The sequence below is a fragment of the Noviherbaspirillum pedocola genome (assembly GCF_016632335.1).
GTDB lineage: Bacteria > Pseudomonadota > Gammaproteobacteria > Burkholderiales > Burkholderiaceae_D > Noviherbaspirillum_A > Noviherbaspirillum_A pedocola.
Genome location: NZ_JAEPBG010000041.1, coordinates 1 through 22,825, shown reverse-complemented (window position 1 = coordinate 22,825; position 22,825 = coordinate 1). Strand labels below are relative to the sequence as shown.

At 58.5% G+C, this 22,825-nt stretch carries 23 protein-coding genes and 6 pseudogenes; 17 read left to right on the top strand and 12 right to left on the bottom strand.

The genetic code is table 11. The features are described from left to right. Positions 1–224: 224 nt before the first annotated feature. Together JJB74_RS33835 and JJB74_RS31690 are read left to right on the top strand one after the other, a co-directional pair. Positions 225–350 (top strand): hypothetical protein, encoded by a 126-nt coding sequence (locus JJB74_RS33835; RefSeq protein WP_267913230.1) that lies wholly within the window; start codon positions 225–227, stop codon positions 348–350. A gap of 39 nt (positions 351–389) precedes the next feature. Beyond that, positions 390–1,581 (top strand): annotated as a pseudogene (locus JJB74_RS31690) (IS3 family transposase). 27 nt (positions 1,582–1,608) lie between these two features. On the opposite strand, the gene JJB74_RS31685 reads toward JJB74_RS31690, so the two are convergent. Further along, on the bottom strand, positions 1,609–2,544 hold the full coding sequence (locus JJB74_RS31685; protein WP_200598545.1) for a bestrophin family protein: 936 nt from the start codon (positions 2,542–2,544) through the stop codon (positions 1,609–1,611). Positions 2,545–2,674: 130 nt separating this feature from the next. Continuing rightward, positions 2,675–4,168, bottom strand: coding sequence for an acetyl-CoA hydrolase/transferase family protein (locus JJB74_RS31680; protein WP_200598544.1), 1,494 nt, complete (start codon positions 4,166–4,168; stop codon positions 2,675–2,677). A 130-nt stretch (positions 4,169–4,298) separates the two neighbouring features. Here JJB74_RS31680 and JJB74_RS31675 point away from each other — a divergent pair, with 130 nt between their 5' ends. Beyond that, on the top strand, positions 4,299–5,195 hold the full coding sequence (locus tag JJB74_RS31675) for a LysR family transcriptional regulator (protein WP_200598543.1): 897 nt from the start codon (positions 4,299–4,301) through the stop codon (positions 5,193–5,195). A 93-nt stretch (positions 5,196–5,288) separates the two neighbouring features. Further along, a complete protein-coding gene (locus JJB74_RS31670; RefSeq protein WP_234485029.1) occupies positions 5,289–6,467 on the top strand; it encodes a LysR family transcriptional regulator in 1,179 nt (392 codons plus the stop codon). Positions 6,468–6,514: 47 nt separating this feature from the next. Here JJB74_RS31670 and JJB74_RS31665 read toward each other — a convergent pair whose 3' ends face one another. Beyond that, positions 6,515–7,624, bottom strand: a complete 1,110-nt coding sequence (locus JJB74_RS31665; RefSeq protein WP_200598542.1) for a malate/lactate/ureidoglycolate dehydrogenase — start codon at positions 7,622–7,624, stop codon at positions 6,515–6,517. A 177-nt stretch (positions 7,625–7,801) separates the two neighbouring features. Next, complete coding sequence (locus JJB74_RS31660) at positions 7,802–8,347, bottom strand: Bug family tripartite tricarboxylate transporter substrate binding protein (RefSeq protein WP_325170210.1); 546 nt, start codon at positions 8,345–8,347, stop codon at positions 7,802–7,804. Positions 8,348–8,359: 12 nt separating this feature from the next. Here JJB74_RS31660 and JJB74_RS31655 point away from each other — a divergent pair. From JJB74_RS31655 to tnpC, 5 genes and pseudogenes are all read left to right on the top strand, one after another. After that, positions 8,360–8,653, top strand: a pseudogene (locus JJB74_RS31655) (thiamine pyrophosphate-dependent enzyme); the annotation flags it as partial. 105 nt (positions 8,654–8,758) lie between these two features. Beyond that, positions 8,759–8,920 (top strand): annotated as a pseudogene (locus JJB74_RS31650) (IS3 family transposase); the annotation flags it as partial. A gap of 79 nt (positions 8,921–8,999) precedes the next feature. Further along, positions 9,000–9,347 (top strand): IS66-like element accessory protein TnpA, encoded by a 348-nt coding sequence (gene tnpA, locus JJB74_RS31645; RefSeq protein ID WP_200598541.1) that lies wholly within the window; start codon positions 9,000–9,002, stop codon positions 9,345–9,347. Next, entirely contained in the window at positions 9,323–9,679 is a 357-nt protein-coding gene (gene tnpB / locus JJB74_RS31640; protein WP_200598540.1) for an IS66 family insertion sequence element accessory protein TnpB, read from the top strand. Before tnpA ends, tnpB begins: the two co-directional genes overlap by 25 nt. A gap of 65 nt (positions 9,680–9,744) precedes the next feature. Beyond that, positions 9,745–10,528, top strand: a pseudogene (gene tnpC / locus JJB74_RS31635) (IS66 family transposase); the annotation flags it as partial. A gap of 53 nt (positions 10,529–10,581) precedes the next feature. On the opposite strand, the gene JJB74_RS31630 reads toward tnpC, so the two are convergent. From JJB74_RS31630 to JJB74_RS31620, 3 genes and pseudogenes are all read right to left on the bottom strand, one after another. Continuing rightward, positions 10,582–11,904 carry an IS701 family transposase gene (locus JJB74_RS31630; RefSeq protein ID WP_200598539.1) on the bottom strand — a complete coding sequence of 441 codons (1,323 nt, stop codon included), beginning with the start codon at positions 11,902–11,904 and terminating at the stop codon, positions 10,582–10,584. A gap of 127 nt (positions 11,905–12,031) precedes the next feature. Next, positions 12,032–13,483 carry an IS5 family transposase gene (locus JJB74_RS31625; protein WP_200598538.1) on the bottom strand — a complete coding sequence of 484 codons (1,452 nt, stop codon included), beginning with the start codon at positions 13,481–13,483 and terminating at the stop codon, positions 12,032–12,034. 254 nt (positions 13,484–13,737) lie between these two features. Further along, positions 13,738–14,516, bottom strand: a pseudogene (locus JJB74_RS31620) (ISAzo13 family transposase). Between the two features lie 582 nt (positions 14,517–15,098). Here JJB74_RS31620 and JJB74_RS31610 point away from each other — a divergent pair. The 3 genes from JJB74_RS31610 (at position 15,099) to JJB74_RS31600 (ending at position 17,022) form a co-directional block, all read left to right on the top strand. Continuing rightward, a complete protein-coding gene (locus JJB74_RS31610; protein ID WP_200598536.1) occupies positions 15,099–15,401 on the top strand; it encodes a hypothetical protein in 303 nt (100 codons plus the stop codon). 374 nt (positions 15,402–15,775) lie between these two features. Beyond that, a complete protein-coding gene (locus JJB74_RS31605; protein WP_200598535.1) occupies positions 15,776–15,958 on the top strand; it encodes a hypothetical protein in 183 nt (60 codons plus the stop codon). Positions 15,959–16,479: 521 nt separating this feature from the next. Then, positions 16,480–17,022 (top strand): H-NS family nucleoid-associated regulatory protein, encoded by a 543-nt coding sequence (locus tag JJB74_RS31600; protein ID WP_200598534.1) that lies wholly within the window; start codon positions 16,480–16,482, stop codon positions 17,020–17,022. A gap of 242 nt (positions 17,023–17,264) precedes the next feature. Here JJB74_RS31600 and JJB74_RS31590 read toward each other — a convergent pair whose 3' ends face one another. Next, a complete protein-coding gene (locus tag JJB74_RS31590; protein ID WP_200598532.1) occupies positions 17,265–17,537 on the bottom strand; it encodes a hypothetical protein in 273 nt (90 codons plus the stop codon). A 9-nt stretch (positions 17,538–17,546) separates the two neighbouring features. Between JJB74_RS31590 and JJB74_RS31585 the strand changes: the two genes are divergently transcribed. The 3 genes from JJB74_RS31585 (at position 17,547) to JJB74_RS31575 (ending at position 19,492) form a co-directional block, all read left to right on the top strand. Further along, complete coding sequence (locus JJB74_RS31585) at positions 17,547–18,923, top strand: hypothetical protein (RefSeq protein WP_200598531.1); 1,377 nt, start codon at positions 17,547–17,549, stop codon at positions 18,921–18,923. Between the two features lie 165 nt (positions 18,924–19,088). After that, positions 19,089–19,319 carry an antitoxin Xre/MbcA/ParS toxin-binding domain-containing protein gene (locus tag JJB74_RS31580; RefSeq protein ID WP_200598530.1) on the top strand — a complete coding sequence of 77 codons (231 nt, stop codon included), beginning with the start codon at positions 19,089–19,091 and terminating at the stop codon, positions 19,317–19,319. Then, on the top strand, positions 19,250–19,492 hold the full coding sequence (locus JJB74_RS31575; protein ID WP_325170209.1) for an RNA chaperone Hfq: 243 nt from the start codon (positions 19,250–19,252) through the stop codon (positions 19,490–19,492). Before JJB74_RS31580 ends, JJB74_RS31575 begins: the two co-directional genes overlap by 70 nt. Positions 19,493–19,614: 122 nt before the next feature. Here JJB74_RS31575 and JJB74_RS31570 read toward each other — a convergent pair whose 3' ends face one another. Next, entirely contained in the window at positions 19,615–20,598 is a 984-nt protein-coding gene (locus tag JJB74_RS31570; protein WP_200598546.1) for an IS5 family transposase, read from the bottom strand. Positions 20,599–20,763: 165 nt separating this feature from the next. Between JJB74_RS31570 and JJB74_RS33830 the strand changes: the two genes are divergently transcribed. Then, the gene (locus tag JJB74_RS33830; RefSeq protein WP_267913229.1) at positions 20,764–20,895 is read left to right on the top strand and encodes a hypothetical protein; all 132 of its coding nucleotides are present in this window, start codon (positions 20,764–20,766) and stop codon (positions 20,893–20,895) included. 166 nt (positions 20,896–21,061) lie between these two features. On the opposite strand, the gene JJB74_RS31565 is transcribed toward JJB74_RS33830, so the two are convergent. Further along, entirely contained in the window at positions 21,062–21,436 is a 375-nt protein-coding gene (locus tag JJB74_RS31565; RefSeq protein WP_200598528.1) for an HVO_A0114 family putative DNA-binding protein, read from the bottom strand. Next, the gene (locus JJB74_RS31560; RefSeq protein WP_200598527.1) at positions 21,433–21,732 is read right to left on the bottom strand and encodes a toxin-antitoxin system TumE family protein; all 300 of its coding nucleotides are present in this window, start codon (positions 21,730–21,732) and stop codon (positions 21,433–21,435) included. The genes JJB74_RS31565 and JJB74_RS31560 overlap by 4 nt, the downstream gene beginning before the upstream one ends. A 46-nt stretch (positions 21,733–21,778) precedes the next feature. Between JJB74_RS31560 and JJB74_RS31555 the strand changes: the two genes are divergently transcribed. Continuing rightward, positions 21,779–22,105 (top strand): BrnA antitoxin family protein, encoded by a 327-nt coding sequence (locus tag JJB74_RS31555; RefSeq protein ID WP_200598526.1) that lies wholly within the window; start codon positions 21,779–21,781, stop codon positions 22,103–22,105. Here JJB74_RS31555 and JJB74_RS31550 read toward each other — a convergent pair. Beyond that, positions 22,058–22,699: pseudogene (locus JJB74_RS31550) on the bottom strand (transposase); the annotation flags it as partial. The gene JJB74_RS31555 and the pseudogene JJB74_RS31550 overlap by 48 nt on opposite strands. Positions 22,700–22,825 lie beyond the last annotated feature (126 nt).

Below are 22,825 nucleotides of genomic sequence, written 5' to 3'. Positions count from 1 at the left end.
CCGCAAACGCGCCAAAGCAGACGCAAACGCAAGGCTGTTTCAGAATGCGGCAACGGCAAGTCAGTGTTTTCATGGCTTTAAGAAAACGGCGACACTCGCACGGGTGGTATTTCAGCAGCCTGTTAGGTTCAGTAAGCTGATAGCAGCCGAATCTAACCGATATTAAGGGATGCTCACGATTGAGGTAGACAAAGCATGACGATGGTCACTCTAGGAACAAAGTCATGCATATCTCTGAAACATCACTACAAAGGGTGAAGCGACGTACTCTCGAATTAGAAGAACAACTAATTGCCCGCATACATTTAATTGCCGTATTGGCAAACATGGGACTTGTGACCCTGCTCTGATTTCACGTACAGCAGGAAGTTTGTTAACTTTCTAGTTGTATGGAGGAATGCGTGGGTGAGAAGTTGGTGCCGAAACGGCAGTACACGGAAGAATTCAAGATGGAAGCGGTCAGGCTGGCGCAGTCGGTCGGGCAGCACGAAGCCGCCCGCCGGCTCGGCGTGCCGGTGGCGACACTGGGGAATTGGACGCGTCGGGAGTGTAATCTGGAAGCCACATCCGTAGATAGGGCCGCGACATCATCGCTGGTGAAGCGCCCCGTGAGCGAGATGGAGCCCGAGATCACCCGACTGCGCAAGGAATTGACCAGTGCCAAGCTCGATATCGAGATCCTTCGAAAGGCCACGGCGTACTTTGCGAAAGGGTCGCGGTGAAGTACGCCTGGATCGATACTCACCGCGACGAATACAGCGTCAGTCGACTATGCCGGGTTCTTGGTGTGTCGCGCAGCGGCTACTGCCAGTGGCGCAGCCGGGCCCCAGCCCACGGTCTCAAGCCAATGCCGCGCTGGATGCCGAGGTCGGGGCAATCCACCGGGCCCACCGCGGCCGCTATGGGCGGCTACGCATCGTGGCGCAGCCACGGGCACGGGGCCAGCATATCGGAGCCGAGCGAGTGCAGCGCAGCTTGCAACGACAGGGTCTGCGCCCGGTCTACAAGCGTGCGTACCGGGTGACGACTGATTCTGCACACAGCTTGCCGGTCGCGCCGAACCTGCTGGATCGGCGCCTTGCGGGCTGGCAGCCAAATCAAGCCTGGGTCAGCGACGTTACTTTTATCGCCACTGGGGAAGGATGGCTATATCTGGCAGCCATTCTGGACCTGGCCAGCCGGCGCATCGCGGGCTGGTCGATGTCCGAGCGCATACAGAGTGACCTCGTCTGCGAAGCCTTGCGCAGCACGTACTGGCAGCGCAAGCCACCACCGGGCCTGCTCTTGCACTCGGATAGAGGCAGTCAATACGCCAGCCGGGCGCATCGGCAATTGGCAGCAGCCTTCGGCATGACCGTTTCGATGAGTCGGCGTGCCAATGCCTGGGACAATGCGCTGATGGAAAGCTTCTTCAAGACGTTAAAGGTGGAAAGGATCTATCAGACGCGCTATGAAACTCGAGCCCAAGCGCGCCTGGACATCGTGGACTGGATTGAAGGGTATTACAATCGCCAACGACTGCATTTCTCGGCTGGGTATGTCACTCCGGTTCATGCCGAGGAAGCGCTCTTGGTTGCATGACCTGCTGTACGCGAAAACGAGGCAAGGTCAGCTGAGATGGTAGTCCACCGGCGTGCATGGCTGTGGCACATCCTTGTCCCCCAGCGATTCCCGCAAGTTGATCTCGATGCCCCGGCAAATCGCTTCCAGCGGCAGGTCGTTGGCCGATACGCCGAACGGCTCCTCGATTTCATCGCCGAGCGCGTCCAGGCCGAAGAAGGTATAGGCGACGATACTCACCACCAGCGGTGTCATGTAGCCGATCGAATCGACCAAACCAAACGGCAGCAGGAAGCAGTACAGGTAAGCAGTCCGGTGCAATAGCAGCGTATAAGAAAATGGGATCGGCGTATTCTTAATGCGCTCGCATGCCGCGGACGCCGCCACCATGGAGGACAGGGTAGCATCGATCGAGGCCATCAGAACGCTGTCTATCCGGCCCTGCTGCAGGCACAGGCGCAGGTCTTCGCCCATGCGCTCCATCAGGTAATGCGGCTTGTTGGTGGCCTTAGTCATGCGCCGCCATTCGGCGGCCGGTAGTAGCGGCTTGACCTCGGCGGCGCCGTCGGAATCGCGCAGGTGATGGCGCAGCGCATGCACATAGGCAATGGCGCGGTAAATCATCTGCCGGCGTATATCCGCTTGCCTCACTCCTCCCGCCGGCTCCGGGCCAATCAAGCTCAGGCATTGTCGCGCAAGGTTGCGACTACGCAAAACCAAGTCGCCCCACAACTTGCGGCCTTCCCAGTAACGGTCATAGGCCGAGTTATTGCGAAAGCCGAGGAAGATCGCCAGCGGCAAGCCTATCAGGGTGAAGGGGATGGTGGTCAGGATGATCTTGTGGTGCAGTAGCGCACCATGGCTAAAGGTCACGATGATGGCAAGCACAGTCGTGACCAAGAGGCTCTTCCAGATTTGCGACAGCACCGATCCACGCATGGTGAGAAACAGCCTCAGCCCCGAGGGCCGCTTGCGAACGATCATGGCGGGAAACACTGCGCCGGCAGGCGCGACAAAATAAAACAGGCCGGTGCCCCGGGTTTAAAACCAGCCAGGAGCAAATGCACGGCATGACGGGCCCCGGCAAGCGGCCGGGCAAGCGCTCGCGTACAAATCAGGACATGAACATGGTTCCTTCGGCCTGATACCGGGCATGCCAGGCAAACGCTTGCATCAGTAGGTGTGGCGTGTGCCCGCCCTCCCGACATGCCTGTGCGAAATAGGCTCGCAGCTGCGGCCGGTAATTCGGATGGGCGCAACGCTCGATGATCAGCGGTGCCCGCTCGCGCGGCGCCAGGCCGCGCAGGTCAGCCAAACCCCATTCGGTCACCAGCACATCGACATCATGCTCCGTGTGGTCGACATGGGTTGCCATCGGCACCACGCTGGAAATGCCACCGCCCTTAGCCACTGACTTGCTGACGAATAGCGAAAGCTGGCCATTGCGCGCGAAGTCGCCGGAACCGCCGATGCCATTCATCATGCGAGTGCCGTCGACATGGGTGGAATTCACATTGCCATAGATATCGAATTCCAGCGCGGTGTTCAGCGCAATGATGCCGAGCCGGCGCACGATTTCCGGATGGTTGCTGATTTCCTGTGGCCGCAGCACGATGCGCGACCGGTAGTCCGCGATATGCCGCATGAATTTTTCATGCATGGCCGCCGACAGCGTAATGGAAGATGCTGAAGCGAATTCGAGCTGGCCGGAATCCAGCAACGCGATGGCGCTATCCTGGAGCACTTCCGAAAACATGGTAAGCCCCTTGAACGGCGACCCAATCAAGCCCTGCAGCACGGCATTAGCGATGGTGCCGATGCCGGCCTGTAGTGGCAATAGTTCCTGGCCCATCCGGCCCGCATGCACTTCGGCTTTTAGGAAATCGATGATGTGGCCGGCGATGGCCGCGGTTTCCCGGTCGGGCGGCAGCACGCTGGAATGGCTGTCGGGGCTATCGGTGATGACGATGGCGGCGATGCGGGCCGGATCGACGTGGATTGCCTGCGCGCCGATGCGTTGCTCCGGGCTGGTGAGCGGTATCGGCTCGCGTACCGAGCGGCTGGCCGGCAGGTAAATGTCATGCAAGCCTTCCAGCGCCAGCGGCGCGCTGAGATTGAGCTCGATGATGATTTGCCGCGCCTGCTGCGCGAAGCTGGCGGAATTGCCGACCGCCATGGTCGGCACGATGCCGCCATCTTTGGTGATAGCAGTCGCCTCGATCACCGCGGCGTCCACCGGCGCCAAGCTGCCCGAACGCAATTGCTCGGCAGTTTCTGACAGGTGCTGGTCGATGAACATGATCTCGCCATCATTAATCTTGCGGCGCAGGACAGCATCTGACTGAAAGGGCAGGCGGCGGTGCAGCAAGCCTGCCTCGGACATCAGGCCGTCGCTGTCATTGCCGAGGGAAGCGCCGGTGATCAGCGTGATTTTCAGTGGCTGGCGTCGGGCCTGCTCTGCCAATGCGGCCGGAATCGCCTTGGCATCGCCGGCGCGGGTGAAGCCGCTCATGCCGACCGTCATGCCATCTTCGATCAGACGCGCGGCTTCTTTCGCCGTCATGAGCTTGCTCAGTAATGCCGGATGACGAATACGGTCCTGATACACGATGCTCCCCCTTGTTTGCGGAATATGTTGCCTATCCGCTTCATTGTAGGATTTGTAAATCATTCGGCGTATGAATTAAAGTCACGTCATTCAGTCGTTTTCTTCATACCTTAGATATTTCCTCAGCATCGTGGATATCCGCTCCCTACGCTATTTCATCGAAACCGCCCAGCTCGGCAGCTTTACCCGGGCGGCCGAAAGACTGCATGTGACCCAGTCCACCATCAGCAAGATGGTGCGCCAGCTGGAACAAGAGCTCGGCACACCCCTGCTGGTGCGCGATGGGCGTAAGCTGAGCCTGACCGACACCGGCCGCGTTGTCTGGCAGCGCGGGCAGGACATGATCGCCACCATGCAGCAGCTGATGCTGGAAGTGCGAGATATTCAAGCCCTTCGCCGTGGCCGGCTCACGATCGGCATACCGCCCATGATCAACCTGCTGTTCACGCCTGTGCTAAAGGCATTCCGCGAGCGGCACCCCGACATTGCGCTGTGCCTAGCAGAAGATACCGGCCAAGCCATCGAGCGCCAAGTCGCCGCTGGCGAGCTGGAAATCGGCATGACGGTGCTGCCATCCGACCCTTCGCTGGAACTAGCATCGGCGCCGATCGCGTCTTACCCGGTGTGGGCGCTGGCCGAGCCCGGTGCCTTTCCCAAAAAGGCAGTGACGATCAGAATGAAGTCGCTGCGCGACACGCCGCTGGTCCTGCTAAAGGAAGATTTCGCACTGGCCCGCAGCCTGCGCCGCGGCTTCGCCAAGGCTGGCTTCGAACCGAAGATTGCTGCCCGGAGCGGCCAATGGGATTGGCTGGTGGCGATGGCATCAGCCGGCATGGGCGTCGCGCTGTTACCGGAACCCTTCATGCATCGCCTGGCTCATGAACGGGTCCAGGCCATACGCATCACCGAGCCCGAGATCAGATGGGAAGTGGCGCAGGTTTGGAGTGGTCGCTATCTCTCGCATGCCGCCGCGGCTTGGCTGCAGGTATGCCAGGATGTGCTTGGCATAGAATCGGCCAGTTGCTGAGGGCGTCACAATGCCCACCTTCCAGCCCCGGCTCCGTAGCTGCATCTGCTGGCGCGGCTGAGCCAAATGAGCTCGAAGGGTAACGGCTCTACGATGGACCTCTCCTGCAGAGAGTGGTTACACTACCAAAGGTTTCTTCAAACTTACCTCTTTACCGCAAAATGGATAAATTCAAGCTTAGGTGAGACCGAGGAAGGCAACCAATTTTTTGCGACTTCGAGCGAGAACCAGGCCAGCGAACAGCAACCTGTTAGTGGCCGAGCGTCTGTCGATCTGCAAGACTTCCACTTATCCCGCTTACCGAATTCCCTAGGCCTCCTCTTCTTCCTTCGGTTCCACGCCATGAACTCAGATGATCTCGAATACTTTGCCAAGGTCGCCACTTGCGGCAGCATTACGCGTGCCGCCGTGGAGTTGGGGAGCGACCAGTCGACGGTTAGTCGACACATGGCTCGGCTGGAGGCCTCCTCGCAGACCAGACTGCTGCACCGTAGTGGCCGCGGTGTGGTTCTGACGGATGCCGGCCTGGCCCTGCTTGAGCACGCGCGCAAGGTATCAGCGGCACTGGAAGATGCCCGCCGCACGGTCCACTCCTTCTCTGACGAAGGTCCGGCGCAGGTCGTGATCGCCGCTCAGCCTACGATTGCAAGAATGACCTACGGCGCCGTCGGCAAGGCACTCAAAGCCGCATTTCCCAAAACCCGCTTGCGCTTTGTGGAAGGGCTCGGTTCCCACATGATGGCCTGGCTGGCGGCGGGCGAGATCGATGTCGCCATCCTCTATCTGCCAATGCATGCCGGCGCGTTGAAGGTGGACATGCTCCTGCGTGAACGGCTGCACCTCGTCGTGCCGCCGACACATCTTCACATCGGTGCTGATTTCCCGGTGGGACGGCTGGGCGAGGTGCCGCTGATACTGCCGAGCACGCATCATGGGCTACGCCTGCAGGCGCAATCCCTGGCCCATGCCGCCGGCATAGAGCTCAATATTGCGCTGGAATGCGATGCCTCCACCAGCGTCACGAAGCAACTCGTGGAAGAGGGATGCGGCTGCACGATTCTGCCGCTGGCATCGGTGGCCGACGAAGTGGCGCAGGGCCGGCTGCGCTCGGCACAACTGGTTGATCCTGAAGTGGTGCGTGACGTTGCGATTGCAACGGCGAGGAACCGTCCCCCGGTGGTCCAGTTGTGGGGAATCCTGCGCACCATCCGCCAAGAGATCACCCGGATAGCGGTGGCCGGAAGCTGGCCGGACGCTGAACTGATCAAATAGCCCCAGTTGCCGAAGTTGAGCAGAGTGCCTCGATACCATGCGGTTCGTCAGGGAAGTGCCGGATCCTTGGTCGCTAGACTCGACAATGGCCCGGGCGAAATGCCCTTCGTGCGATGCACGGTGGCAGCGGCTTCGTCCATCTGTCCCAGCGTCCCGCTGTCGATCGGTACCGCTTCGGCCCGCGCTTGCCGCGCTGCCCGCTCCGGATCTCCTGGGAGCATGATCGATTCGCTGCCTTTTTGCAGCGGTGCAGATTGCACCCAGTCGACAAATGCAGTGAACTCATCACCGAATACGTCGGATGCGCCCATGCGCTGCGGATCGAACGTTAGGGTCAGCATATTGTTCCAGATCGCGTGCTTCATCGTGGAAAAGGCCGGCCGGGTGGTCTCGCCGCCAATGAGCGCCGCGCCAAGCAGCTCGCAGACCATCGCCAACGCATATCCCTTGTGGCCCCCGCAAGGGACCAGCGCTCCAGGACGCGAGCCGGCCGGGGGAAACATCACTGACGGATCGTCGGTGAACTCGCCGTGCTGATCGAGCAGCGATCCTGCCGCCACCTTCACATGCTTATTGTAGGCCACGCGTACCTTGCCCAATGCAATCGCACTTGTCGCAAAATCCAGCAGAACTGGCGGGCGTCCCGGCACTGGGATGCCGACGGTAAACGGGTTGGTGAGAAAGCGTCCTTCGGTACCTCCATGAGGCGCGACGATTGGCTTGCTGACGGCGTTAACGAAGTGCACAGAAACCATTCCGGCTGCAACCGCCTGTTCCGCCCAGTGGCCGATGCGCCCTATATGATGTGCATTCCTTAGGCCCATCACGCACACGCCGTGCTCGCGTGCGCGCGCAATGGCCAGGCTCATCGCTTCATGCGCCACGGCCTGCCCCATGCCGCGCTGACCATCGAGCGTTAGCATGGTGCCGGCATCCTGCACGATCGCCGGACGCCGGTTCAACTGCAGCTCATCGGCCAGCCATGAGTTGACATATCGCGGCACCATGCCGATACCGTGCGAATCATGTCCGGCGAGATTGGCGCCGACCAAGTGGTCTGCCGTCAGGACGGCTTCCTGGGGGGCGGACCCGGCAGCGAGCCAGAGGTCTTTCACCCAGCGATGGAGAGAGGAGGTAGGAATGAGGTGTTGGGCCACGGTCGTAAAAAGCGTTTGATTTGAAGTGAATAAGAGCGGGCGTCCGATTCATGGAGGGGGCGCCCTTGCGTTCAGCCACCTGCGTTCGCTGTCATGGCGGACGCAGGCAGGCGCTGCGGGAAGTCATGACATGCAACGGCGGCCGCTTTCCGGCAGGCTGTCCTGCGCCAACCCGCGTCAATCAAGTTTGATATTGGCCGTCTTGATCACCTTTGCCCACTTTTCAACCTCGGCTTTCTGGAACGTCGCCAGTTCCGCCGGGGTCATCGCACTCGGCTCTATGCCCATGGATACAAGCTTTGACTTCATTTCTGGATCAAGCATCGTGTTGACCAGCGCGCCGGACAACTTGGCGACGATGGGTTTGGGCACGCCCGCCGGCGCGAAAATCGCCTGCCACGACACCACGTCGAAGCCCGACAGCGTTTCTGCGACCGTCGGTACATCGGGGAGTGTCGACACGCGCTTGGCCGAGGTGACGCCGATGGCGCGCAGCTTGCCGGCCTTGATGTATGGCAGAGCCGGCGCGAGGTTCTCGAAGATCAGGTCTGGACCTTGGCCGCCCATCAGGGCCGACAGTGATTCCGAGCTGCCTTTATAGGGAACGTGCGACAGCTTGGTGCCGCTCAGCTGCTCGAAAAACACCCCCGACAGATGCTGAGAAGTGCCGTTGCCTGATGATGCAAAGTTGATGCTCCCCGGCTTGGCCTTTGCCGCCGCAATTACGTCCTGTACTACACCCTGCAGTCGTTATGGACGCAAGCGCGCGAGGACCTGCCGTGCACGACGGTACTACTCTCCAACCGGAAGTACAGCATTCTGATCGGCGAGTACAAGGCGGTCGGCGCCACGCCGGGCGCCACAGCCATGCAGATGCTGGACCTTGGCAACCCGGATCTTGACTGGGTGAGACTCGCCAACGGCATGGGGGTCGAGGCTGCCCGGGCCTTCACGATGGAAGAGTGTGCGGACCTTATGGCGGCGAGCTTCCGGCGGGATGGACCGTTCCTGATCGAGTTGATGATTTGAGTCGGCCTAGGCTGCCGCGCTATGTGCACGAGGTGCCCGAATTCTATTGCGACGGGCCGGTGACAGGATATGCAGCAAGGTCACTATCGTCTGAAGGTGCTGGAGGAAATCGGGCGGCTTAGTGATAACGGCTCAGGTTATATTGCCGAGCGCACAAAGGTGTTCGCTGCCTAACTGGGATTGAACCCACTGACGACGCCGGTATGCAGCCGACAGAGCAATGGCATGGTGGAGAGCTTCATGAGCACGATGAAGGGGGATTGCATTGTAAGCGCCCGGCGAAGTCGCCTTGAAGTGAACTTGGGGCGGAAGGATGATGGTGCCCACCTAAACGAGGTGGACACCTATGACAGAAACGACATCACGCAGACGGCGCCATAGCAAGGACGTGAAGGCTAAAGTGCTTGCGGAATGTGAACAGCCTAGCGCCTCTATTGCGTCAGTGGCCATGGCGCACGGGATCAATGCCAATCTCGTGCATAAATGGCGTGCCCGCGCCATGAAACAGCAGGCTGCTGTCGCGGAAAGCGGTTCTGCTGCCTTCATTCCTGTAGCACTACCTACCACAGCCATGACCCCCGTGGCCGTCGAACTGCGTATCGAGGTGCGGCGTGGTGCCATGACGGCCACGGTCTGCTGGCCCCTGTCGGCAGCTGCGGAATGTGCGGCTTGGTTGCGCGAGGTACTGCGGTGATCCGCATCGACGCCATTTGGCTAGCCACCGAGCCGCTCGACATGCGCGCCGGCACGGAGACTGCGCTGGCACGCGTGGTCAAGGTATTCGGCGCTGCGCGGCCGCACCACGCCTATCTGTTCACCAACAAGCCCGCCACCCGCATCAAGGTACTCGTCTATGACGGCTTCGGTATCTGGCTGGCGGCCCGGCGCCTGAACCACGGTCGCTTCGTCTGGAACAGCGTTCCCTCCGCGCTTACCGTTGCCTTGAATACCGAACAGCTACAGGCCCTGGTGTGCGGGCTGCCCTGGAAGACGCTGGCCACCGATCACGTCATTGCCGTCATATAGCGTACCGTCGCCGACGTAAACTGTTTCCGTTTCCTCGCAGCGGCGGTTCTGGCACACTGCCGCGCATGACTTCGCCGGCCGATCTCGACACCCTGAGCACCGAAGAACTGCGACAGCTTGCCAGCCGGCTGTTGGTGGAGACGCGTGCCAAGCAAGCCCTGATCGACAAGCTCACGCACGAGATGGCCGTGCTTAAGCGCCTCAAGTTCGCCGCCAGCAGCGAAGCCTATAGTGGCGAGCACCAGCGCCTGCTGTTCGAAACCATCGACACCGATCTGGAAGCCCTGAGCGCTGAGATGGAGCAGCTCACTGCTCCTACATCCCCCGCCGGCGAAAAACGGCAGCCCAAGCGCGCCCTTGCCGGCTGCGCTGCCACGCCGCGAGGTGCATCACGAACCCGCATCGACCACTTGCAATTGCGGCTGTGCGCTGCAACGTATCGGGGAGGACGTGGCCGAGAAGCTCGACTACCAGCCCGGTGTGTTTAGTGTCGAACGCCATGTGCGCTGCAAATGGGTGTGCCGGCAATGCGAAACACTGGTCCAACCACCGGTGCCAGCCCAAGTCATCGACAAGGGCATTCCAACTGCTGGTCTGCTGGCCCAGGTGCTGGTGGCCAAATATATCGATCATCAACCTCTCTACCGACAGAGCGGCATCTTTGCACGCGCCGGCTTGGCAATCCCGGATTCGACGCTGGCACAGTGGGTCGGCACTTGCGGCGTACAGTTGCAGCCGCTGGTGGAGGCGCTGCGCGCAGAGCTGCTGGCCGAATCGGTATTGCATGCGGACGAAACGCCGGTGGCCATGCTCAAACCGGGCAATGGCAAGACGCATCGGGCTTACCTAGCACTACTCTGCCATGTTACTCGCGCTGCCGTAGATATATCGTGGTGCTGCAATTAGGACATCGAACGCAAATCACGGGACGAAGCGCGGCGAGAAGAGCGCGCCGTATCGCCGGCAATGACGGCTGCGGCGGCGGGCCCGGTGCATTGGCTGCGGATTTTTTTCCCCAATCGCGAAGCACTTTGCAAACGTCGGTGCTGCAAATAGGCGAAAGCGATCATGGTCAGCAGCGCATGATGGTGTAGTCCGAGCCAGGAACGGCCTTCGTAATGGTCCAGGCCCAGTTCGTCTTTGAGTTGCTGATGTGCCTGCTCGCAGGCCCAACGGGCTTTGATTGCGCGGATCAGCGTCCTGCGCGGGGTATCAATGGGATGGTTGGTGAAGTAATACTTGCGCTCGCCAGTGGAGCGCGCTTCGCACACCAGCCATGCCGCCTGGCCAGGAAGATGTTGCCAATGTGAGGCCAGCTCACCGTCTGCCACGCGCACCCGCACTACCGCGAAGTGCGCGCTGAGCTTGCCTTTCGTACCGTGGCGCCACGAACAGCGGCGCAGCGCCTTGGGACCGAGCGATTCAATCATCTGCACGACTGACACGCTCGGCACCGAGGGGCGTGGGTACTTGGCTGGGCGTCCCACCGCAGGATTGGCCGCGACACAAAGTTGCACGTCCGCCGGATAGACCTTTTGGGTCGGCTGCACGCCCACGGCCCATCGCAGGCCGCGCTGCGTCAACCCGGCACGAAAGGCTGCCGAACTGCCAAAGCCGGCATCCGCCAACACCATGCCGAAGCGCACGCCGTCGGCCAGTGCGGCATCGATTTGCGCCAGGGCGATCTCTCCCTTGGTGGCAAACGCGAGCGACTCGGGAACCTTGGCGGCGGCACGCCGCGCTGGGTCCTGCGCCCAGTCTTCGGGCAGGTACAGCCGCAAGGTAATCGGTATTGGCACTTCCTTGCGGGCCAGAGTGAGCGAGACCAGCACCTGGCAATTCGCCTGCTTGCCCAGCACGCCGCAATGCTGGCGCTTGACGCCGACCGAGTGCTGGCCCTGCTTGGGGAGCGCTGTGTCGTCGGCAATCAATACCGCGTCTTCGCCACCGACCAGGGCGTCTGCCGTCTTGCGCAGTACCTGCTCGAGCGGCGCCGTTGGCCAGGGGGAAGTAGAAACGAAGTGATGCAATTGCTGCGTCTGGCCGGGGCAAACGCGCTCGGCCATCGGTTCGACGCTCTTGCGGGCACCGGGTCCTAATAGGCCTTGCAGGTAGAACGGTGCCCAGCAACGTTGCTCAGAGCGATTGAGCACCGCGAGAAAAGGTGCCAGCCATTGCTCGAGATCCTGATGCCAATTGCTTCCAGCAGGAATAACGGTGTCCATGGCGCATTCTCCGGACAATCACATCCCGACAAGTCTACGCTTCACCTGGCAGAGTAGTGCTAGTCGAACCTGCAGAATTGATTCGACGATGCGGCGCGGCGCTTCATGGAGGCATTTCGGCGCTGCTTTACCCGACGATAAGGCTTCTGTTGCCATCTCTGGTTGGCGCAAGCCGGGAGATGGCACGCAGCATGGCGCCCAACTGCAGGCGCAATAAAACGGCCTTCAGCCCCAGACGCTGTACTGCCCGCATCAGCCAGCGCAGGTTGTAGCCGGCTCCGCACAGCACCGCATGCAACGCGTCGCCCAACTCGCCATGCAACCAGCAGCGATCCATCCGGTGATCCGATTTCAGGTGCCCAATCACGGGTTCAATCGCCTGGCGCCGCCTCAGCCAACGCCGCTGCGGCGCGGTGAGCGACTTGTGTTTGCCGCGATGGATGATCTCGATACCCGGATTGTCTTCGTCGACGCCACGGAATCCGAGGTCGACCACTGCCTGTTTCGGCACTACGCCGATGTCTTCCAGCAGAATGGTGCTTTGCTCGATCTGCTCACGCAGCACATGACCATCGTAGGGATTGCCTGGGAAGGTGCGCGTGCCGACCACCAGACCGCTCTTGTGCGTTGTCGCCACGCTGGCCTTGACGCCGAACTCGTAAGGATTGCGTGCCTTGCCCTTGCTGATGCACTCTGCTTCCGGCGCATGCAAGGCGTACAGCTTGTCTTTGTCCTTGGGCCGCTGGGTATGAATCCTCTCTGCACGGGCCAGCATGGTTTGCAATTGCTGCATCAGCGCCGCAGGAACCGCGGTGGCGCCATCGAGCTTGCGTCGGATGTCGCGCATGACGATGCCCAGGATCGTGCGCTGGCGCCTCAGCGTGCGACGCAGGCGCTTGAATTGCCTGGCATGGGCATACCCGCCGGCTTTGCGGCGCAGCGCCTTGCCTTCTCTGGCATAGGTCTGCTTGAGCGCAATGCCGGCACGCTTGACCAAGCGCACTAGCTGCATGCGCGCCACGTCGAGCAAACGGCTGTCGGTGGGATGCGCGATGGCTTTCTCCTGCACCGTGGTATCAACGATGACGCGCTCAAATTCCGTTGGCCGGACTGCCTTGATGGCGACGGCGGTGTCGATGGTGGCCTTGAGCACTTCCTCGACCCCAGCTTCGCCGATGGCCTTGCGGAAGCGTCCGAGCTGCGTCGGATCGCAGGGCAGCTTCGGCGTGTAGTAATCCTGGCCGCTGAAGTATTGCCACACCACGTCTTGCGACCAGCGCTCCACCACTGCTTCATCGCTCAGGTTGAAGGCGTGCTTGAGATAGAGCAGCGCGACCATCAGGCGAATCGGCAAACGCGGCCGCCCAGCCGGGCTGGGAGCGGCGCCGGCCAGTTCCAGCGACGTGCCGAACAAGTCGCAATCGGCCAGGACTTTGCCAGGACGGGGCCGATGGGCAAACGCCGGGGCCAGCGCGGCTTCGATCTGCGTCCAGGGCAGGCGCTGGGCCAGCACTGCCAAGGGATGCCGCAGGTCGATCATCTGATCCAATCTTGCCCGGAAAAAGTCATCGGTTGCCATGCGCACTTCCCCCGCGTTTCCCTTAGTTTTCGCTGCCTTGTATCGTAGTTTCTCGGGGAATTCGGAGGGTCGTTTCCGCGCAAACCCCTTGCCGTCACTGCACGTCAGAGATTTTGCACGGACGACTAAATAAGTTGGTCGATCCAATCTGGCTGCATAGGGCGCGGGTTAATCGTGTAGTTCCATGCTGGGCAAACGGTATGCGGCTCAATACGCAAGGCGCGCATTTCCTCATTCGAGACCCGTTCACCCAGCTAATTGCCACCGCGCTTGAGGAACGCCTTGACCCGTAACCCCGTTCGCGTCTCGGTGCCTTCGATGTATTTCATCATCGTGTCGAACGTCCGTAGCGGCACTCCCGCCCAATTCATGCTGATGTGGCTGAACAAGCGATGCTCGATCGGATTCCATTTCGAGCAGCCCGGCGGATAGTGGCACACCGTAATCGGCAGCACCGCGATGTCACTGAGCTCCTGCAATTGCGCTTTCCAGACGCGCGACCGATAACTGTTGGAGCCCCCGGCATCCGCCAGAATCAATAAACGATGCGCATCGCGATAGCGCTTGCGTCCCTCGAAGAACCACCAGTCGCCGATCGTATCCACGGCAAAGCGCGGCGTATCAAAGCAGTCCCCGACACAAACGAAGCCTCGATTCGCTCCGACTTCATAAACGCCATAGGGCACCGCCTGGCCAATCGCGTCCTGTGGCCAATCATGGACCAGCACCGGCTCCGCCACCTTGCGCCAGGCTTTGCCGGCATTCTTGAAGTCGCCGATCAGCTCTTTTTTTTCGTGTCGACGCTGATGATGGGATCGCCCGCGGTATGGAAGTCCTCGCGCTGCTCATTGATATGCTCAAACTGTTCATGGCGCTGGGCTGTAGAAGCGCCTCGGACTTCGGTACGCCGCGCATTGACCTTCGGAGAATACTTCAGCTTGCGCAGCAGCTTTGAGACAGTCGGAGGACTGGCGGCATGTCCTTTCTTCTTCAGTGCTGCGCTCAGATGACGTAAGGAGCTGCTCTTTGCCATGGGACGCCGCCCCATCGGATCACCGACCGTCTCCGAAGCCAACAAGGCTTCCAAGGATTCCTCTAATCGGGGATCCCGTTCTTCCGCGGCAGGCCGGCCTCCGCCTGGCATTCGCAAGTGAGCTTCGGTACAACCGGCGAATTCTGCCTCGAGCTCACGACAGCCACGCAAAATCGTGTTTGGGCTCATGCCGGTAATCTGCGCCAGCAAATGCTTGCCGCCATGACCGATACGCAAAGCTTCCAGCGCTACAAACCAGCGCCGCTGGGGCTCGTTGAGCCGACTAAGAATCAAGTTGATGTGATGATGAAAGGCTCGTTCCGGATGCGGCTCGCGGGATTGGCAAAGCGGGCACTCGCAACAATGAACAGGCGTATGCGTCATGGCGGTCTCCTTCACCGCGACCAAGACATGAAATCCATTGTGCTCCTCGCAGCTTCAGCCTGCCATCTTGTTTTTTAACAAATCCTAGACGTGACGTAACGAAGGCCTACATCTCGCTGGTCAACGGTGTGCCAGCAGCTTTCGTTATGAAAAGGCAGGCAAACTGCTTAACCATATCGAGGGACATATAAACAAACTGTGAGCCCTGCTTTCGTTGCTACTCTGCTCGCAGGCGCTGCCTTTGCGCAGGCGCCGACCACCACGACTTCCACGGCGCCTTTTGCTAAGGCGGAAGCGCGAGCAGACGCGAAGGTAGATAAGGCCGACGCGAAATCTCAGGAAAAGATCAGCAAGGCCAAGGCAGACGAAAAGGAAACGGATGCCAAGGCCGACACGAAGGCACAAAAGACGCATGCGACAGCTCATACCAGGGCACAAAGAAAGCTTGCCGCCGCTGAGAAGGACGTGAAGGAAACGGAAGCGGACGCCGCGAAGAAATAACTGTAGTCGTTCAGTAAGAGGCCCGCCATTTTGCGCGTGCCCCTTTATTTCGGTTGCGGTATGGCAGAGAGAGAGTTCGGGCAGGCGCCAATCTCTATCTTCTTCCGAAAACCCTTCCCTCTGATCGAAACAGGAAAGCTTTTACGGAAATTTCGGCCTCGTCTGTGGTGCACCGCTCCAACAATAGGAGAAAATTCCCCGCATGCCTTGCAACATGCGGGGACAAGACAGCGTTGTCAACAATCCGGTGGAGAAAGGAGATTGACATGAGTAGGATGAGACGCATACCTGACACAGGCCTGAAGGCAACCTGACGCCGCTGAGAGGCAGCATGCTAGTATTTCCATACCAATCAGCTTTTTCGGAGGCGTGCCATGGCAGCTATGCGCCTTTCTCCAACCGAAGTGCAGGTGTCCGGGGTGGTCTATACGTTCGTTGACGCTGATGTTGCGGATGAGTTTGAAGAATGCATTAACATGATCGGTGCCCTCTCCTGTGAGCTCGAGCATAGGCCAGTAAGCAAAAGACTTGCTGATTCGCGTCCTGAAGAGGAGTAGCGCTGCGGCTGATCTAAGTTACCGCATTTCATGCGAATTCCTTTGAAGTGATACATGTCGAACTGCGTCCGGCTTTCACAACTTGGAGATGCAAATCGGTAGCTTTATCCCCACCTTTGAAGAAACGGATGAGGCAGAGGGCTTTCAGGAATGCGAGGCGGTTATGAACCTGTATCGCCGCGAAGCCTAAGATTCTTGCGTTAGCAAAAGGTCCGTAGAAGCCATCCTGAATGACTAGGCTCGCAAGTCGTGATCGACGACGTGAATTTTGTCGATGGCAGGGCCGGGTGCCACGGCAAGGGTCGGTCCGAAGGTATGGTACTCATCAGCAGGCGCTTTCGGCATTTCGCCAAGTGCGAAGCTTTTCTTAAATAAGGCATGCCGTCGCATCGCGCCTCGCTGTCGTAGACGCTTCCCCTTTATACTGCTCACCGCTGTGGTATAGGTCTGATGTTGACCCGGGAAGACGTTCGATGAACGTGCTGACTGTTTTGCGATGTTCTTTACGACGAGGAGCCATAATGATCAGTAATCTTCAATCCGCGCGTGCGTTAATACAAGCCGATCTTGACCATGCAAGGAAAGTGCTTGAATTGTGGTCTCAGCAGGTGAGTGATCTGGAACGCGCGCTCGCGCAGATTGATTCGGTGGGCGAATCGCGTCAAGCATTAAAGGAGCAATACGCGGGGGGCAGGAATGCCGCGCCGCGCCTCATCTCTTCTCCCGCATCAGGTCCAATTCGAGGTGGCCGTAAACCAAAAGCGGAAGCGGCGCCGACAGGAACAGTCAGGAAGCGGCGCACAAAAATACCGGGGAGCACTTCTGACAGTGTTTCCAGCTCCGCGGGAGATGGCAAGGCTGGAGCAGTCAAGAAGGCGAAGACAACTACTGTGAGCGGAAAAGGACGGAAGATTGAAGCAAAATACAAAGACCTGAATTCGGATAAAACTTGGTCCGGCCGCGGCCGCCGTCCCGCATGGTTTACTGGTGCGCCAGAACAGTACCTGATTCCTTCCAACGCTGCTCAGCATGAGACTGGCGGCACATCTTCCTCCGTACATTAAACCGCTGTGGCGCTGCTATCTCAATCGGGCGCCACGCTTCTCTGTCTCTGGCGCGTAATCTCGGGTACGGCGAAAACGATCGCCGCTTCAGTTTGATAACCGGTGATATTTAACCCGCATCCATGTTTCGATTTCAGGCCGGCAAACGTATCGCCGTAATAGGCCCATAAAGGTTTGAACACGAGTCGCAAAGGCTTTTTCAAGCGAGCGCGTACCCTCGGACAGTGAAACTCTCCAGTGCTTTATTTGTCTTTCCGAAGTCTTGGAACGGCAAAGCGCCGTTCAGCATGGACGCGTGACAGGTCATCGGCACGAATGCGTTGTTGGCGCAGGCGGTGCAGCAGGAGCTTTTGTTCCCGCAGTAAGGACCGCCTCAAAAGCAGGTCTTTCAGTGATTCGATGGGTTGGCAAAGCAGGCGGTAAAAATTTAATTCCATTAAGGAATTATAATGGATCGCTGCAGTCTCCATGTAGATGCCGAGAGCGCGCCGCGCATCAACATTTGAAAAGGACATACCTTCGCCATGCCAACAGAAATTACGACCTCAGTCCATACCACGCCAATCAAATGGAACGAGGACGAGTGGAACAAAATCGCTGTTCAGTTATACCAGTTGAAAGGGACTCACGCGTTGGCGTCCGAAGGTGTAAATGACATCAAGGCCAAGGACGTCTTTGAAGCGCAGAACGTCTTGCCCGCAGAGCGGCGCCGCAAGCAAATATCGATTGCGCAGGGATTTCAACAAATCCGGGAGCGGCTGCGTGGTCTGTTCGAAAGGGTGCAAAAGGAAAATTTTTTGCGCACTACTACAGCTGCGCAAACGAAAGCGTCCCGCAGGGACACGACCCCTGCCGTGGTCCAGGCATTGACAGATGTGCTCATTGAGGAACCGCATGCGTTGCACACTGCCAACCGTGATCGGTTTGCTGAAGGTAGCCTGGTTCCGCATGATGCTAACGATGAAGCAGGGCACACGCGCACGTTTGAAGAAGGCAGAGTGGTTGATGTGCGGCCAGGTCACGAAGCTGAGGCCCACCCGTCGAGAAAGGCGGTGGAACAACGAGTAGAGGGTTCGCCACAGTCTGCCACCATAGCTCCCGCCACGTCAGCTCCCGATCTTGAGAACGTCCGGTCTCCCATCTCCGTAGAGAACTACGGCGGCCGGTTGACTAGGCAAGCGGAGCAGTCAACCCCGAATCTGACGGAGCTTGCCAGGCCTTTTGTGGCAATGGCTTGTGAAGAGCTTGCTCGCGCATTAGTACAGGCATTCACGGGACACGAGCGCTTCAGTTCACCTCCGAAGCTGCAAACGGCTACTGTTCGGACGACGCGTCAATTTGAGGAGCCAGGCTACCGGCGGAACCCTCAGCGGCCGAGCAGCGATATCCACGCCCAAAGGACAGACGATGATCCAAGGGCAGGGCGAGCCGATGAGATAGAGGCGCGGGATGACGAGGTCGGTTACCCCACGGAGGTACAGCCGCTGTTTGACCCAAAGCTGCCGCCCTCAGCCAATAGCGACTTCAAACCGATGATTGGCTTGGTGGCGACGCGCGGCCACGAGTACGAGGACCTACAACTCCTGTATCCGCAGCTCCGTTTTTCTATCGTACCGGTTGAAGGCATTCGTGGGCCAGAGGCGTTTCAGAATTGCCAGCGCGTCATTGGCTTACGCGAGGAAGTGCCGCAGGCGACGGAAGAAGTGCTGAAGCGGACATTGGGGTATCGATATGTTTGGCTGCGTGGCGGCGTGGATCGCGTTAGAGAGCAGCTGGATGCCTGGCTTGCCAACCCGAGTTCCATGCAGACTGGGCCGCGGGCCGCAGGACCACGCGGTGACAAGGTGCTCAGACAAGGCAACGGCAAAAAGCGAGCGAAATGGCCGCCGCGTGTGGCATAGATGCGAATACCAGTGATCATGACTTCCAAACGCCCAGGCGCGTGGCTAGCATAGCCTTGTCGCTTCGACTCGGCTTGCTGGCCAGAGCGGCGGATTCTTGTACAAAAAGTATAGAAATACTCCCCCAAGACGAAGCCACGTAGCGCACGAGGAGCGAGTCAGACCATGGAAGATGACTTTGCGGCAACCGGATACGGTAGCGATATCGAGAACTTGCTACTGCTAGTCAGTGTGAAGCTACAGAAAGTGCGGGGCGGAAGCGGAATCGAGGCGGAAACATGGCTGAGCAACTGGCTCGATACGCCGAACCCGGCGTTCAATGGGGTATGTCCCCGTGTTGTTTTGCAGACCTCACAAGCCGATCCGAAGCGTTTTCAGGCGAAACAGGATGTTTGATGGACCAATCACTACAAAATCTGCAAAACCAGTTCCTAAAAGAACTGCGAGAGAATAAGACCCCGATTTCGATCTTTCTGGTGAATGGCGTTCGGTTACATGGGTGCGTCGAGTTTTTCGACAATTACGTCGTTGCTGTCCGAAGTGAAGTAACGCAGCTAGGGACGCGCTGAAGTATTAGAGATTTTTGCTGGGTCGCTATGCGGCCCTGACTTGTGGCGTTTCAGGGCGGTTACCGCTGCTTTTTGCCTGGTTGGTGGGCATTTTTTCGGTGCCCGGTTAGCCATTTCCTTATTCAGGACGCACCTTGGGCATGGAATGCCATCAAGCGCCTTTTCGCCAGCATCAGATTGGCCAGGCCAAACAGCGTCAGCAGCTGCGCGGTGTTCTTCGCCAAGCCGCGATAGCGCGCTTTGCGATGTTTGAACAGGTTCTTTACGACATGGAACGGATGCTCGACCTTCGCGCGCACGCTGGCCTTGGCCTGTTCCATCTTCTCCAACAGCTGCCCCAGCGGCGTGTCCGGTAGCAGGCGGCGTTTGCCGGGCTTCATTGCCACATGCCACGTCACCGTGCTGCCTTGATGCTCGTCGCGCTTGGCCACGCCGGTATAGCCGGCATCGCCAAAGGCATGCGTTTCTTCGCCATGCAGCAGCGCGTGGGCCTGCGTGACGTCATTCGTATTGGCCGCTGTCGCGACGACCGTATGGGTTAATCCCGAATCGGCGTCCACGCCAATATGTGCCTTCATGCCGAAGTGCCAGGTCTTGCCCTTCTTCGTCTGATGCATGTCCGCGTCGCGTTCACCGCTCTGGTTCTTCGTCGAAGACGGCGCGGCAATGATGGTCGCGTCCACAATCGTGCCTTCCCTGAGCAGCAGCCCCTTCTCGGCCAGATGCGCGTTGATGGTGTTGAACACGACTTGGGTCAGCTTGTGCGTCTCCAACAAGCGCCGAAACTTCAATAGCGTCGTGGCATCCGGAGCAGCATCTACAGTCAGATCGATGCCGATGAAGCGGCGAATCGCCTGGCTGTCGTAGACGGCGTCTTCCATGCCTTCGTCGGACAGACCAAAGCATTGCTGCACCACGTACATGCGCAGCATGCGCGCCAGACCAATCGGCGGCCGGCCACGCCCTTCGCCCTTCGGATAATGCGGCTCCAGCACGGTAATCAACTTGGCCCACGGGGTCACTGCCTCGAGTTCAGCCAGAAAGCGGTCTCGCCGCGTAAGCTTCTTCTTGCCCGCGTATTCCAGTTCCGAAAAACTCGATTGCATCGCGTCGCTCCACAGCGAAAGGGATGCCGCATTCTGGCAGAACTTCGACATGCCAGAGCCCACAGCGCGAATTTTTCAGCGGTTCCCTAGTTTTTAAGCATTCCATATCGACCGTGATGCCAGCAGGAGCGGAAACGCCGTATAAGGGACAACGAAAAGAGCTGCATGACGGAAACCCAAGCGCAACGGTACGTACCAAGCGTTCGCGGCCAGGCGGATCTACGGGAAGATAACGGTGAAATCGAAATCAAGGGGATGCTGACCAAACGCGAAGTGAATTTGAAAAGTTACAAATAAGAAATAATCGCGTAATGCGCTTTATGTGAAGAAGAATGAAGTCATTGAATTACATTGAGAACGGAGAGATGAAAGCGCACTGCCGAAAATTAATGTTATCTGCCTACGTGCTGCCGGCCAGTGCACTAGAAGAAAATTCACTCGAGAATACATGGGGCAATTTTGGCTAAGCTATATCAGCTTGCAATCGGAAACGGCTAGCGACTGCACGAACTTCTTTCATGCGTCCGTGACCCGGTAGAATCTTTTCGGTGATAGTTACTAACCCTGCGCGCTCCATTTCGTCAACATCCCGCTTTACAGCGCTACGATCTCGATGCAGTCGTTCTGCAATATTGGTAATCGATCCTGGGGTGTCTTTCACCGCCTTAAAAAGTGCTAAACGAGTTTCGGTTATGAGCTTCATCACATCATTGGGATCCTCGAAGCTAATAACGCGCTCATCAGGCAATTGTTCTCCTCGGTCGGCAGCCCTTGCCAACTGCTGGCCTCGTTTGAAGAAGTCTTCTTCCGTTCCAGTCTTGAGCGTGAGGTTGGTCATTTGTCGTTCCTTAAAGCAATCCAATCCTGTTCAAACCGATTTTCGATATCTTCAAAACTGACAAAATTTACAGGTTCCACCTTGCCGAAGTAATGTCGGTGGTGGCCATCGTGCGCATTGTCATACCCGATCACTCGACCGTTATCATGCGCATGCAGGTTATGATTAATATATGCCAAGTTATAGCGAATAACTTGGCCCGTGACTTCGCTAACCCAGATTTCACGACGTAGTTTCCCATTACCACGCTTATCAGAAATTTTGTGCGTTTCGTCAACAGTTTTAATTTCAGCCATGATCTAGTATATCATGGCTGTGAATTTGTAAACGCTTTCTATCAATGTGGTTGCGCTTTGTACGCATGAGCGTCTATGTGCATCGAAGCTCAAGGAAGCACAACCAGCGAGCAACGTGCTGCCACATATTGTTGGCAAAGAAGTCGCGGACGTCATGCTCAAGCGTCGTGGTCGTAAGCCTGGCATCAATAACAAGGTAGCTACAAACATTCGTTTTGATAACGATTTGCTTGATACATTCAAGGCGACTGGCGACGGCTGGCAAACCCGTATGAACGATGCACTGCGCGATTGGGAGCAGCAACATCGCGTTGCCACGGTAGGCCTAATTTATACACACGTAATACCGGTAGTTTGTTATAGCCGGAGATAGAGGTTGATTCCGCCTCCGGCCGCCTCGATGAGATATTGAGTGAGCGTGGCAAATTCGGTGGGTGGGGGCTTGGCAGAGAACAGCCGCCAGCAGCGCATGAGCCAGTTCAGCGGTGTCAGCCACGCCCGCACTGACCGTAGCAGACGCGGCCAGCGACATCGCATCGGCCCGCGCGCCGGCTGGCTTTTTTTTTCGAATCGACGAATCGGCCGGCACATGTTGGCGTGCCTGTCGTGCCTCCTGCCACCAGCAAAAGGCAAAGGCGCAGCACACCAGCTGCCAATGCCGACGGATTGCCTGGTCGCTACGCACCATGAAGTCAGCCCAGCCGAGCTCATCCTTCATCTGCTTGTAGCCTTGCTCCACCCAGTGCCGCAATCCGTACAGGCGCACCACTTCTTCCAGCGATGCTTTTTCTTGCGGCAGATTGGTCGTCAGGTACCAGGTCGACAACTCCGGCAATGTCTGCCGGTCCGTCGTCGCGCATATGGCGCGTACCGGCTTGTCGGGACCATAGTTCAGGAAGGTCAGCGCGGTGGCCCACCAGCGTTCGGTATGTCCGTCACGGAAGTGGCGTGTCACCTTGTGCCAGTCTGAGGTAGCCTGACTTTTTCGGACACTCCCGTTTGATAAACTGATCAAAGGGAGAAAGCAGAATGCAGACAAAGACATACACACCGGAGTTCCGGGCTGAAGCCGTCAAGCTGGTATTGGCGCAGG

Bases quoted from the DNA above. Each gene is read 5' to 3' on its own strand.
- JJB74_RS33835 (WP_267913230.1), top strand. From the start codon at position 225: ATGCATATCTCTGAAACATCACTACAAAGGGTGAAGCGACGTACTCTC.
- JJB74_RS31685 (WP_200598545.1), bottom strand. From the start codon at position 2,544: ATGATCGTTCGCAAGCGGCCCTCGGGGCTGAGGCTGTTTCTCACCATG.
- JJB74_RS31670 (WP_234485029.1), top strand. From the start codon at position 5,289: ATGGACCTCTCCTGCAGAGAGTGGTTACACTACCAAAGGTTTCTTCAA.
- tnpA (WP_200598541.1), top strand. From the start codon at position 9,000: ATGACAGAAACGACATCACGCAGACGGCGCCATAGCAAGGACGTGAAG.
- JJB74_RS31630 (WP_200598539.1), bottom strand. From the start codon at position 11,904: ATGGACACCGTTATTCCTGCTGGAAGCAATTGGCATCAGGATCTCGAG.
- JJB74_RS31625 (WP_200598538.1), bottom strand. From the start codon at position 13,483: ATGGCAACCGATGACTTTTTCCGGGCAAGATTGGATCAGATGATCGAC.
- JJB74_RS31605 (WP_200598535.1), top strand. From the start codon at position 15,776: ATGGCAGCTATGCGCCTTTCTCCAACCGAAGTGCAGGTGTCCGGGGTG.
- JJB74_RS31600 (WP_200598534.1), top strand. From the start codon at position 16,480: ATGATCAGTAATCTTCAATCCGCGCGTGCGTTAATACAAGCCGATCTT.
- JJB74_RS31590 (WP_200598532.1), bottom strand. From the start codon at position 17,537: ATGTCCTTTTCAAATGTTGATGCGCGGCGCGCTCTCGGCATCTACATG.
- JJB74_RS31585 (WP_200598531.1), top strand. From the start codon at position 17,547: ATGCCAACAGAAATTACGACCTCAGTCCATACCACGCCAATCAAATGG.
- JJB74_RS31580 (WP_200598530.1), top strand. From the start codon at position 19,089: ATGGAAGATGACTTTGCGGCAACCGGATACGGTAGCGATATCGAGAAC.
- JJB74_RS31575 (WP_325170209.1), top strand. From the start codon at position 19,250: ATGTCCCCGTGTTGTTTTGCAGACCTCACAAGCCGATCCGAAGCGTTT.
- JJB74_RS31570 (WP_200598546.1), bottom strand. From the start codon at position 20,598: ATGCAATCGAGTTTTTCGGAACTGGAATACGCGGGCAAGAAGAAGCTT.
- JJB74_RS33830 (WP_267913229.1), top strand. From the start codon at position 20,764: ATGACGGAAACCCAAGCGCAACGGTACGTACCAAGCGTTCGCGGCCAG.
- JJB74_RS31565 (WP_200598528.1), bottom strand. From the start codon at position 21,436: ATGACCAACCTCACGCTCAAGACTGGAACGGAAGAAGACTTCTTCAAA.
- JJB74_RS31560 (WP_200598527.1), bottom strand. From the start codon at position 21,732: ATGGCTGAAATTAAAACTGTTGACGAAACGCACAAAATTTCTGATAAG.